The sequence below is a fragment of the Aeromicrobium chenweiae genome (assembly GCF_003065605.1).
In the GTDB taxonomy this organism is placed as follows: Bacteria; Actinomycetota; Actinomycetes; order Propionibacteriales; family Nocardioidaceae; genus Aeromicrobium; species Aeromicrobium chenweiae.
The window spans coordinates 3,261,044-3,272,960 of sequence record NZ_CP026952.1; the positions used below are offsets into that span (position 1 = coordinate 3,261,044).

The window sequence follows — 11,917 nt, forward strand, 5'->3', positions numbered from 1 at the left end:
CCCCGTTCGCCGTGGGCGTAATGGGCTACGACGGTCCTGGACCGGCAGCGCAGGGCTTCTCGCCTCACGGCTGCGATTCTGCGCCATGATGAGACCCACGGAACAACCCCGGACGCAGGGAGGTTGCTGACCACGTGAGCGACGCGGACATGACGATCGAGCCTGCGATGCAGCGGTGGCGGCGAGCCGTCGCTGCCACCGAGTCCGAGCAGATGGGGGCCATGCTGCTGCTGACCGCGACGATCGTCGCGATCGCCTGGGCGAACATCTCGGGCAGCTACGAACGGTTCTGGAGCACCGACGTGAAGCTGTCGCTCGGCGACTCCGCGGTCCACCTGGACCTCTACCACCTGGTCAACGACGCCCTGATGGCGTTCTTCTTCTTCGCGGTCGGCCTGGAGGTCAAGCGCGAGCTCACGATCGGCGCGCTGACCGATCGCTCGCGCGCGATCGTCCCGGCCGCTGCTGCGGCAGCCGGGCTCGCCCTGCCGGCGCTCGTCTTCTGGATCGTGGCGGGCAGCTCGGGCGCCGCCCACGCCTGGGGGGTGGTCATCTCGACCGACACGGCGTTCCTGGTGGGCGCCCTGGCCCTGATCCGACCCAGCCACCCGGCGCGCCTGCGGGTGTTCCTGCTGACCCTGGCGGTCGTCGACGACATCGGCGCCCTCGGGGCCATCGCACTGTTCTACACCGACGAGGTGCGCGTCGGCCCGCTCGCCGTCGCGCTCGCGGCACTGGCCCTCATCGCGATGGTCCGGTTCCTGCCGTCCGGACGGGGACCGCTCTACACCACCCTCGCGGTCGTCGTCTGGTTCGGTCTGCACGAGGCAGGGGTGCACGCCACGCTGGCGGGCGTGGCGGTCGCCCTGCTCATCCCGGTTGCGGAGCCCGCACGTCACGACGTCGAGCGCGTGGTCGAGCTGACGCGGGCATTCCGCCAGTCCCCCAACCCCGCCTACGCCGCGGCCGCGAGCCGGCAGCTCCGCGACTCGATCTCGATCAACGAACGGCTGCAACGGTCCTTCGGCCCCTACGTCGCGTACGTGATCCTGCCGGTCTTCGCGCTCGCCAACGCCGGCGTCGTCCTCGACGGCCCCACCCTGGAGAGGTCGTTGACCTCGTCCCTGACGTGGGGCGTCGTGGCCGGCCTCGTCGTCGGCAAGCTCGTGGGCATCACGGGCGCGACGATGCTCGTGCGACGGACCGGGATCGGCGTCCTCGCCCCCGGCCTGACGATCGGGCGGATCGCGGGCGGTGCGGCACTGTCCGGGATCGGGTTCACGATCTCCCTGCTGATCGTCGGCATCGCGATCGAGTCCCCCGCCCTGCAGGACGAGGCGCGGGTCGGCGTCCTGATGGCGTCCGTGATCGCATTCGTCCTCGGCTGGCTCATCCTGAGCTCGCTCGACCGCCGCCACCCGGTGACCCAGCCGGGCGCGACGCTCCTGCGCCCCTTCGACCCGCGGCGGGACCACTACTTCGGGCGGCCCGACGCCCCGCTGGTGCTCGTCGAGTACGGCGACTTCGAGTGCCCGTTCTGCAGCAAGGCCACCGGGATGGTCACCGAGGTGGTCAACCACTTCGGTGACGAGATCGCGTGGGTGTGGCGGCACCTCCCCCTGCGCCAGCACCACCCGCACGCCGAGCTCGCCGCCCGCGCGTACGAGGCGGCGGACCGGCAGGGCAGGCGCAACGAGATGTCGGGCATGATGTGGGCCAACCAGGACCACCTCGAGCGGCTCGACCTCGTGCGCTACGCCGACGAGATCGGCCTGGACCTCGACCGGTTCGAGCTCGACCTGGACTCCGACGACGTGGCCGAGCGGGTGGCCGAGGACGAGGAGGACGCCGACCTCATGGACCTCGACGGGACGCCCACGTTCTTCGTCGGCACCCGGCGACACATCGGGCACTGGGACGCGCCGACGATGATCGCGGCGCTCGAGGCCTCCCGCAGCTCGTAGGCCGCGCTACTCCGACTTCGTCGTCGGACGGTGCTTCTCGGTTCCCTCCGACTTCGTCGTCGGACGGTGCCTCTCGGTTCCCTCCGACTTCGTCGTCGGGAACAAGATCGCGTCGCGGATGCCGATGCCCTGCAGCAGCATCACGAGGCGGTCGACGCCGAAGCCCAGGCCACCGGCGGGGGGCATGCCGAACTCGAGCGCCCGCAGGAAGTCCTCGTCCACGTCGTTGGCCTCGGGGTTGCCGGCTGCCGCCTGGCGGGCCTGCTCCTCGAGGCGTTCGCGCTGGATGACCGGGTCGTTGAGCTCGGAGTACGCCGGAGCGAGCTCCACGCCGTTGATGATCAGGTCCCAGGCCTCGACCAGGCCGGGCTTGGTGCGGTGCTTCTTGGCCAGGGGGCGGACCGACTCGGGGTAGTCGCGCACGAACGTCGGCTGGATCAGGGTGTGCTCGACGAGCTTCTCGTACAGCTCCAGGACGATCTCGCCGGCGTCCCAGCCGTCCTGCAGGGCGACCTCGTGCTTCGCGGCCAGCGCGACGAGCTCCTCGACCGGCGTGTCGGTGTCGACCGTGCGGCCGACCGCCTCGCTGACCAGGTCGTGGACGGTCGCGTGGCGCCACTCGGACTCCAGGTCGATCGTCGACCCGTCGCGCCCCGTGACGACCGTCTTGCCGACCGAACGGGCCGCGTCAATGACGAGCTCGCGGGTCAGGACCGCCATGGTGTCGTACGAGCCGTACGCCTCGTACGCCTCGAGCATGAGGAACTCGACGTTGTGGGTGTTGTCGACGCCCTCGTTGCGGAACGTCTTGGCCATCTCGTAGACCTTGTCGATGCCGCCGACCAGGGCACGCTTGAGGTGCAGCTCGAGGGCGATGCGCAGGAGCGCGGGCTCGTCGAACGCGTTCACGTGGGTGCGGAACGGGCGGGCCGCCGCGCCGCCGTTGGTGTGCTGCAGCACGGGGGTCTCGACCTCGACGTAGCCCAGGCGGTCGAGCGTCGACCGCAGCGACTGCATGACCTTGGCCTTGACCCGGACGTTGTCGCGGGCCTCGGGCCGCACGATCAGGTCGACGTACCGCATCCGGCTGCGCGCCTCGTCCGACAGCGGGTTGTGCTCGTTGGGCAGCGGGCGGACCGTCTTGGCCGCGAGCTGCCATGCCGTCGCCATCACCGACAGCTCGCCGCGCTTGCTCGTGATGACCTCACCGGTCACGGCGAGGTGGTCACCGATGTCGACGGTCGACTTGAAGTCCGCGAGGCGCTCCTCGCCCACTCCGCCGAGGGAGATCATGGCCTGCAGCGACGTGCCGTCACCCTCGCGGAGCACGACGAACACGAGCTTGCCGGTGCCGCGGACGAAGATCACCCGGCCGGCGATCGTGACCGTGTCGCCGGTCTGGGTGTCGGGGCCCAGGGCCTCGGGGTCGTAGGCCTCCACCACCTGCTTCAGCGTGTGGGTGCGCTCGACGACGACGGGGTAGGGCTCCTCACCGCGCTCGATCAGGTGCTGGCGCTTGTCCAGACGGACGCGCATCTGCTCGGGAAGATCGTCCTCGATGGCGGTGGGGTTCGTCGCGTCGGTCACGAGGGTCAACTCTAGTGCCGCGAGACGGTGGCGAGAATCTGGGTTTGACCGCCGGGACCCGGCGGAGACCCGTCAGGCGTGGTTGCGCTCGTGGACGAGCCGCAGCCCGGTCAGCGTCAGGAACGGGTCGCGCGCCGTGATCGTCGTGCAGTTGTCGACGACCGCCGGCGGGAACGTGCCCGTCGCGATGACCGCCACGTGGTCGGGGTCGCTGCCGAGCGACTCGATGATGCGCGTGACCATGCCGTCGACCAGGCCCGCGGACCCGAAGACCAGGCCGGACTGGATCGCCTCGACGGTGTTCTTGCCGACCACGTCGCGGGGCTGGGCCAGCTCGACGCTCCGCAGCTGTGCGCCCCGACGCGCCAGGGCGTCGAGCGACAGCTCCACGCCCGGGGCGATCGCGCCGCCGATGTAGCGGTTGTCCTCGTCGATGACGTCGAAGATCGTCGCGGTGCCGTTGAGGTCCACCACGATCGCCGGTCCGCCGTACAGCTCCACCGCCGCGAGGGCGTTGACGATGCGGTCGGCACCCACCTCACGCGGGTTGTCGGTGTGGATCGGCACACCCGTCCGCACGCCCGGACCGACGATCGAGACCGGGAGGTCGGCGTAGTAGCGCTCCTGCATCGACCGCAGCTCGACCAGGATCGTCGGCACCGTGCAGCACAGGCTGACCGCTCCGATCTCCTCGATGCCCGAGCGGATCGTGAGGCCCGTGATGAGCACCTGCCACTCGTCGGCGGTGCGCCGCTCGTCGGACGCGACCTGCCAGTGGGCGAGCGGCTCGCCCTGCGCCGAGCCCGACGTGAGGTCGAACGCCCCGATCGTCGTGTGGCTGTTGCTGACGTCGAGGCAGAGCAGGATCATGGCCGCGGCCTCAGCGCGAGGCGACGAGCGGGTTGTCGACGACGTCCCCGCGGACCAGGCCTTGGCCGTCCGGCACCTCGGCCGGGTCGGTGCCGAGCGTCATCACCTTGTTGTCCGCGTCCACGAACACGACGCTGGGCTGGAAGGTCCGCGCCTCGGCGTCCTCCAGCTGGGCGTACGCGATGAGGATGACCAGGTCACCGGGGTGCACGAGGTGGGCGGCGGCACCGTTGATGCCGATCACGCCCGAGCCGCGCTCGCCCGCGATCGTGTACGTCTCGAGGCGGGCGCCGTTGTCGACGTCGACGATGTGGACGAGCTCGCCGGGCAGCAGGTTCGCTGCGTCCAGCAGGTCCTCGTCGACCGTCACGGAGCCGACGTAGTGCAGGTCGGCCTGCGTCACGGTGGCGCGGTGGATCTTGGACTTCATCATGGTGCGGATCATGGCTGGTTCCCTCCGAGGGTGAGGCCGGTGTTGTCGAGGAGCCGTGGCTTGCCGACGCGGGCTGCGACGAGCAGCCGCGCATCCTGGCCGGGCACGGCGGGGCCCAGCTCGGGATCGGTCAGGACGAGGTAGTCGAGGTCGACGTCCGCGGGGTCGATGACCGCGTGCGCCGCGGCGAGGACCGCGTCGGGGCCGTCGGCGGCTGCGGCGACCCCGGCGCGCAGGGCGGCGGACAGGGCGACGGCGGTCTCCCGCTCGTCGCCGGTGAGGTACCGGTTGCGCGAGCTCATCGCGAGACCGTCGGCCTCGCGCACGGTCGGGCACCCGACGACCTCGACGCCGAGGGCGAGCTCGCGCGCCATCTGGCGGATGAGCGTGAGCTGTTGATAGTCCTTCTCGCCGAAGACCGCGACGTCGGGACGGACGAGGCCGAACAGCTTGGCCACGACGGTCAGCACGCCGCGGAAGTGCGTCGGTCGGGTCGCGCCCTCGAGGATCGTGCCCAGCGGACCGGGGTCGACCGTGACGGTGTCGACCATCCCGGACGGGTACATCGTCGGGACGGCGGGGGCGAACACCACGTCCACCCCTGCCTCGGCACACCGCTCGAGGTCTGCGTCGAACGTGCGGGGGTAGTCCTCGAAGTCCTCACCGGGAGCGAACTGCGTGGGGTTGACGAAGATCGAGGCGACGAGCGTCTCGCCGAGAGGCCGGGCGTGCTTGAGCAGCTGGACGTGGCCGTCGTGGAGGGCGCCCATCGTGGGCACGAACGCGACCGTGTCGGTGCCGCGCGCGGCGGCGAGCTCGGCGCGGGTGCGCGCGATGACCGGTGTCGTCATGGTCAGATCCCGGACGCGATGTGCGCCATCGCGTCCCAGTCCGCCTCGTCCAGGACCTGGCGGATCGTGCCCGCGGTCGCGGGCGCGAGGCGGTGATCGGCCTCGGCCCGGCGCGCGGTGGCCCGGGCGAGCTCGAGGTACGCATCGACGGTGGCGTCGTCCACGTGCGCCGCCGCGAGGGCGTCGACGTGGGCGCGGATCGTCGTGATGTCCCCGCGCACGACCGGCCCGGTCAGGGCCGCGTCGCCGTACGCCAGGACGTTGTCGAGCGCCGCGGTCAGCAGCGGCCGCAGCACCGCGGCCGGGTCCTCGGCGCCCGCGCCGCGCAGCAGGTCCATCGACTGGGCCACGAGGGTCACCAGGTGGTTCGCGCCGTGGGCGAGGGCTGCGTGGTAGAGCGCGCGGTCGGACTCGGCCACCCACATCGGGACGCCGCCGAGGGCGGCGACGAGCTCCTCGGCGAGCGGCCGCTCGGCCTCGCCGGCCGTCAGTCCGAAGACCGGGGCGCCGTCGAAGTCGACCGAGGTGCCCGAGAAGGTCATGGCGGGGTGGAACGCGATCGGCCGCGCACCCAGGCGGGTCAGCGCGGCCAGCGCGTCGAGCCCGTGGCGCCCACTCGTGTGCAGGACGTACTGGCCGGGGCGGACGGCGCCGGACGCCGCGAGCTCCTCCGCGACCGCGATGAGCGCATCGTCCGGGACGGCGAGGACGAGGACGTCGCTGGCCCTCGCGATCTCGACCGGGGTGAGGACGTCGACGCCCGGCAGCAGCGTGCTGATGCGCAGCAGCGAGGCCTCCGAGCGGCCGCTGACGCCGGCGATCGGGTAGCCGGCGGCGCGGAAGCGGGACGCGAGGACGGAGCCGACTCGGCCTGCTCCGACGATGCCCATGGTGGGACGCAGCATGTGTGGTGCCTTTCGTTCCAGCCCCTGACGGGTACCAGACAAATTGACGCCCTCAGTCTATCCCCGGCTCCCGAAGTGCCTAGGGGTACGACCTATGCGGAAAGTCACACGTCGCGATCAGGATCGCGGGATGCGGGCCGTGACGGTCCCGGAGCGCGGCCCGTCCTCGAGGGTCACCGTCAGCGTGGCGGGCGCGCGTCGTCCCACCCCGCGGAGGGTGACGACCCACCCGGAGCCGGAGTAGCGACGCTGGGCGCCCTGCCGGGACGTCACCACGTACGGCTCCCCGCCGTACACCACGTCGACGAGGTCGCCGTCGGTCTTCACCGTGAGGGTCGGGTGCTCGGGCTCCACGTTGCCGAACCAGGACGCGACGTCGAGCACCAGGTCCGCCCCGTCGCGGCGCACCCCGCGGACGACGGCCCTGGCCGCGGTCTGCTCGGCGGTCAGGACGTACGCCTCGGGAGGCACGTCGTCCACGCCCCAGCCGGGCAGGTAGACCGTGCGTCCCGCCGGCTCCTCGCCGGACGGGTGCATCTCCGGCTGCATCCCCTCGGCCTGCACGAAGCGCCACACGGCGTCGCGGTCGCGGGCGGCCAGCAGCGTGTTGAGCACGCGGTGCTGGGCCGGGACCTCGGCGCCGTACCGGTCGGCCGGCGCGGCCGCGACGACAGGAGGAACGCGCTCGAACAGCGCCTCGAGGTACGCGTCGTCGGCCCGCTCCAGCTTGAGGGTCGAGTTGGGGACGTTGTAGCGCAGGTACTGCAGGGCCCGCTCAGCCCGGACGTCCGGCAGGTCCGCCAGCAGCTCGAGCACCGCGTCGATCGCGTCGAAGCGGGCGTGGACGGCCTGCGGCGTGACCTGGCCCTGCGAGATCGAGGAGTCCATGCGCCGCCAGTTGTAGGCCACGGCACTCGTGATGTCGATGCCCTCGGCGTCCCGGTAGGCCCGGGCGGTGACGATCTGGTCGCCGGCGAGCAGCACGGTCGGGAACTCCAGCGCCTGGGAGTCCCAGAACGAGCGGCGGAAGATCTTGGCGCACGCGATCGCGTTGACCAGCACGTCCGGGCGCTCGGCCAGCGACGTGTGGCTCGCGGGCCTGGCGTGGAGGGCCCGGATCCACGGCGCGGGCGGCTTGATGCCGGTGCGCTCGAGTCGTTGATAGGGCATGACGGCCAGGTCGGACCCGCTGCTCGCGAGCCCGTCCATCGCCGCGCGGATGCCGCCACGGGTCACGGTGTCGTCGGCGTCGATGAAGGTGAGGTACGTGCCCGTCGCCGCGGCCACCGCTGCCCGGCGGGCCGCGCCGACCCCCGCGTTCGGCTGCGACAGCACCGTCACGCGCCGGTCGGCCCGGGCGTGCCGCTGTGCGATGGCCAGGCTGTCGTCGGTGGAACCGTCGTCGATCACGACGACGTCGAGGCGGCGGTAGTCCTGGCGGCGGATCGAGCGCAGCGCCTCGTCGAGGTGCTCAGCGCCGTTGTAGACCGGCACCACGACGCTCAGGACCGGCCGGTCGCGCTGGCGCCAGCGATCCACCGGAGTCGCGAGCACGCGCCGCAGACCTCGCCTGACTCGATGCACGCGCCGAGCATAGCGAGGGGCCTACTGTGGCCCCCATGTCGAACCGGCCGCTCCCCTGGCGCACTGCCTGGGACGAGGCCCTCTACGGCGAGGACGGCTTCTTCCGCCGGTCGCGGCCCGTCGACCATTTCCGCACCAGCGTCCACGTCGGCCTGTTCGCCGAGGCGGTGGCCGAGCTGGCCCGGCGCACGTCCGCGGCAACGGTCGTCGACGTCGGCGCGGGCGGCGGCGAGCTGCTGACCGCCCTCCGCACCCAGCTGCCCGGCGTACATCTCCTGGGCGTCGAGGTGGCGCCGCGCCCGGTGGACCTCCACGAGGACATCGGCTGGGAGGCGTCGCTGCCCGACCGGGTCGACGGCCTGCTGATCGCGAACGAGTGGCTCGACAACGTGCCGTGCGACGTCGTCGAGCTGGACGACACCGGTGTCGTCCGCGAGGTGCTGGTGGACCCGCGCACCGGCGAGGAGTCGCTCGGGGAGGCGTGCGGCACGGCGTGGCTGGACGCCTGGTGGCCGTTGGACGAGCCGGGGCAGCGCGCCGAGGTGGGCGCCACCCGGGACGCCGCGTGGGGCGCGGCCGTGGCGCGGGTCGAGGGCACCGCGGTCGCGATCGACTACGGACACCGCCGCGCGGACCGTCCCCCGTTCGGCAGCCTGCGCTCCTACCGCGGCGGCCGGGAGGTCGACGTCCGGCCCGACGGGTCCCGCGACGTGACCGCGGACGTCGCGGTCGACGCGGTCGCTGCGGCGGTCGGTGCCACGGTGCTGCGCCAGCGGGAGGCGCTCGCGCAGCTGGGCGTCGACGGCTCTCGGCCGCCTCTCGAGCTCGCGCGCACCGACCCCGCGGCGTACCTGCGGGACCTCGGCCGTGCGGGCGAGGCCGCCGAGCTCGGCGCCCGGGGCGGCCTCGGCGACTTCTGGTGGATCATCAGCGACACCCACGGCCATGGAACACTAGCGACATGACCCGGCTGCTGATCCGATCAGGCAAGGATCCGTTCACCCCGGTGGTCGCGGAGTCGACGTTGACGCAGGACGTCTTCAACAGCAACAGCGGCAACTACCTCTTCCAGCACTCGGTGTGGAAGGCGTTGTCGACCGACTCCGCCGAGCTCGTCTCCAACGGCACCCTGTCCGAGCGGGTCGTCCCGCAGCGCGGCGACGCCCAGCGGATCGACGACGAGTTCGACCACTTCGTCGTGCCGATGGCCAACGCGTTCCGCGCCGACTTCGAGCCGCGCCTCTCTCGCCTGGCCGACCTCGTCGAGCAGCTGTCGATCCCCGTCACCGTCGTCGGCATCGGCGCGCAGGCTGCGCACGGCCAGGGCATCGAGTCGCTCGCCCCCGTGTCCGCCACGGTCAAGCGCTTCGTGGGCGCCGTCCTGGACCGCTCGGCGTCGATCGGCGTGCGGGGCGAGTTCACCAAGGCGTACCTGCTGAGCCTCGGCTTCCCCGACGACGCGGTCGACGTGATCGGTTGCCCCTCGCTGTTCCTGCACGGCCCGGACTTCCGCGTGGACAAGCGCGTCGACGCGATCACGCCGGACAGCCGGCTGGCCCTCAACCTGACGCCCGAGGTGCGCGGCATCGGGGCGTTCGCGACCGCCCAGGCCGAGCGCCACCCGCACCTCACGTACATCGGCCAGGACGCCAACGACCTGCGCCTGCTGCTGTGGGGCACGCCGTTCCCGCACGTCCACGACCCGCTCGTGCCGGTGCACCTCGAGCACCCGATCTACCAGCAGGACCGCATGAGGCTGTTCCTGGACACGTGGACCTGGTACGACTTCATGGCCACCCAGGACTTCGCGTACGGGACCCGGTTCCACGGCAACGTCGCGGCGCTCCTCGGCGGCACCCCGGCGCTGCTGCTGGCCCACGACTCCCGCACGTTGGAGCTCGCGGAGTACCACCGGATGCCCTACACGCTCATGCCGGAGCTCTCGGCGGACCTGCGGGCCGAGGACCTCTACGCGTCCACCGACCTCACCGAGTTCAACGCCGCGATGCCCGAGGGATTCGCGCGGTACACCGCCTTCCTCGAGCGGAACGGGCTGGAGCACATCTGGACGCCGGGCAACGGCCGCGGTGACTTCGACGAGCGCCTGGCCGCCGCGACGTTCCCGCCGCCGGTGCACCCGCTCATCGCGTCGGACGGGCACGAGATCGCGTCGCGCCTGCGGTGGCTCCGTGAGGGCATGGTGCTCGACATCACCCGGCACCCGCAGGCGTACCAGCTGCCGTTCGAGCACCCGCCGTGGAGCGGCGCCGGCAGCCGGCACGCCCGCATCCAGGCCGAGACCGCGGAGAAGATCACGGCGCAGAAGGGCCAGATCGACGAGCTGTACGCCCGGCTGGAGCGGCTCGAGCGCAGCTCGCCTCGTGGGCTCGGCCGCCGGGTGGCGCACCGCGTCAAGGGCTGGTTCCGGCGGTCATGACCGAGGTCACCGCGAGCGTCGGGACCGGGTTCGCCACGACCGACATGGTGCTCAACATCGGGCCCCAGCACCCCGCGACGCACGGAGTGCTCCGGCTGCGGCTGACGCTCGACGGCGAACGGGTCAAGGCCTGCGAGCCGATCGTCGGCTACATGCACCGCGGCACGGAGAAGCTGTTCGAGGTCCGCGACTACCGGCAGATCATCGTGCTGGCCAACCGGCACGACTGGCTCAGCGCGTTCTCCAGCGAGCTGGGCGTCGTGCTGGCGGTCGAGGACATGCTGGGCATGGAGGTGCCCGAGCGGGCCACCTGGATCCGCACGCTGCTGGCCGAGCTCAACCGGGTGCTCAACCACCTGATGTTCCTCGGCTCCTACCCGCTGGAGCTCGGGGCGATCACGCCGATCTTCTACGCGTTCCGGGAGCGCGAGACCATCCAGGAGGTCATGGAAGAGGTCTCCGGCGGCCGGATGCACTACATGTTCAACCGGGTCGGCGGCCTCAAGGAGGACCTGCCCGCGGGATGGGCCGGGCGGGCGTCCGCGGCGATCGCCACCGTCCGCACGCGGCTGCAGGAGCTCGAGGACCTGATCTTCGGCAACGAGATCTTCCGGGCGCGCACGGTCGGCGTCGGCGTGCTGTCGCCAGGGCTCGTGGAGGCGTACGGGGTCTCCGGGCCGATCGCGCGTGCGTCCGGGCTCGACATGGACCTGCGCCGCGACGAGCCCTACCTCGCGTACGGGGAGCTGCAGGACGTCCTGCGGGTGCCGGTGCGCACCGAGGGCGACTGCCACGCGCGGTTCGCGGTGCTGCTGGAGCAGACCAAGATCTCCCTCGACCTGGCCGACGCGTGCCTGGCCCGGCTGGCCGAGCTGGCGCCGGGGTCGGTCAACGTACGGCTGCCCAAGATCCTCAAGGCGCCGGAGGGCTCCACGTACGTCTGGACCGAGAACCCGCTCGGCCTGAACGGCTACTACCTGGTGTCCCGGGGCGAGAAGACGCCGTGGCGCCTCAAGCTGCGCACCGCGTCGTTCAACAACGTCGCCGTGCTGCCCGAGATCGTCTCAGGAGCAGTCGTCGCCGACCTCGTCGCGATCCTCGGCTCGATGTTCTTCGTCGTCGGCGACATCGACAAGTAGCCCCCCCCCGGTTGACGGATTCCCACGGTACCGTGGGAATTTGTCACTCCCCGCGTGTTGTGACCCGAGGTAGGTGACGAAACCCCACGGTACCGTGGGAAACCGTCCACCCCGGAAAACCGGCATCCGCGGAAGCCGTCGCCGGGC

At 71.7% G+C, this 11,917-nt stretch carries 10 protein-coding genes; 4 read left to right on the forward strand and 6 right to left on the reverse strand.

The window, feature by feature from the left end; translation table 11 throughout:
• Nucleotides 1-134 precede the first annotated feature (134 nt).
• On the forward strand, nt 135-1,964 hold the full coding sequence (nhaA, locus tag C3E78_RS15900; RefSeq protein ID WP_235833669.1) for a Na+/H+ antiporter NhaA: 1,830 nt from the start codon (nt 135-137) through the stop codon (nt 1,962-1,964).
• Between the two features lie 6 nt (nt 1,965-1,970).
• Here the strand turns inward: nhaA and lysS are convergent, their stop codons facing one another.
• From lysS to C3E78_RS15930, 6 genes are all read right to left on the reverse strand, one after another.
• On the reverse strand, nt 1,971-3,500 hold the full coding sequence (gene lysS, locus C3E78_RS15905) for a lysine--tRNA ligase (RefSeq protein ID WP_108580929.1): 1,530 nt from the start codon (nt 3,498-3,500) through the stop codon (nt 1,971-1,973).
• A gap of 123 nt (nt 3,501-3,623) precedes the next feature.
• On the reverse strand, nt 3,624-4,421 hold the full coding sequence (locus C3E78_RS15910; protein ID WP_199906844.1) for a type III pantothenate kinase: 798 nt from the start codon (nt 4,419-4,421) through the stop codon (nt 3,624-3,626).
• 10 nt (nt 4,422-4,431) lie between these two features.
• The gene (panD, locus tag C3E78_RS15915) at nt 4,432-4,866 is read right to left on the reverse strand and encodes an aspartate 1-decarboxylase (protein WP_108580066.1); all 435 of its coding nucleotides are present in this window, start codon (nt 4,864-4,866) and stop codon (nt 4,432-4,434) included.
• Complete coding sequence (gene panC / locus C3E78_RS15920; protein WP_108580068.1) at nt 4,863-5,705, reverse strand: pantoate--beta-alanine ligase; 843 nt, start codon at nt 5,703-5,705, stop codon at nt 4,863-4,865. Before panC ends, panD begins: the two co-directional genes overlap by 4 nt.
• 2 nt (nt 5,706-5,707) lie before the next feature.
• Nucleotides 5,708-6,610 carry a Rossmann-like and DUF2520 domain-containing protein gene (locus C3E78_RS15925; protein ID WP_235833670.1) on the reverse strand — a complete coding sequence of 301 codons (903 nt, stop codon included), beginning with the start codon at nt 6,608-6,610 and terminating at the stop codon, nt 5,708-5,710.
• A 117-nt stretch (nt 6,611-6,727) separates the two neighbouring features.
• Nucleotides 6,728-8,194 carry a glycosyltransferase family 2 protein gene (locus tag C3E78_RS15930; RefSeq protein WP_108580070.1) on the reverse strand — a complete coding sequence of 489 codons (1,467 nt, stop codon included), beginning with the start codon at nt 8,192-8,194 and terminating at the stop codon, nt 6,728-6,730.
• 35 nt (nt 8,195-8,229) lie between these two features.
• On the opposite strand from C3E78_RS15930, the gene C3E78_RS15935 reads away from it, so the two are divergent.
• The 3 genes from C3E78_RS15935 to C3E78_RS15945 are packed head-to-tail and all read left to right on the forward strand — an operon-like array spanning nt 8,230 to nt 11,770.
• Entirely contained in the window at nt 8,230-9,159 is a 930-nt protein-coding gene (locus C3E78_RS15935) for an SAM-dependent methyltransferase (RefSeq protein WP_108580071.1), read from the forward strand.
• Nucleotides 9,156-10,631: a polysaccharide pyruvyl transferase family protein gene (locus C3E78_RS15940; RefSeq protein WP_108580073.1), complete on the forward strand. Its 1,476-nt coding sequence runs from the start codon at nt 9,156-9,158 to the stop codon at nt 10,629-10,631. Before C3E78_RS15935 ends, C3E78_RS15940 begins: the two co-directional genes overlap by 4 nt.
• Nucleotides 10,628-11,770, forward strand: coding sequence for an NADH-quinone oxidoreductase subunit D (locus C3E78_RS15945; RefSeq protein WP_108580076.1), 1,143 nt, complete (start codon nt 10,628-10,630; stop codon nt 11,768-11,770). Before C3E78_RS15940 ends, C3E78_RS15945 begins: the two co-directional genes overlap by 4 nt.
• Nucleotides 11,771-11,917: the final 147 nt, after the last annotated feature.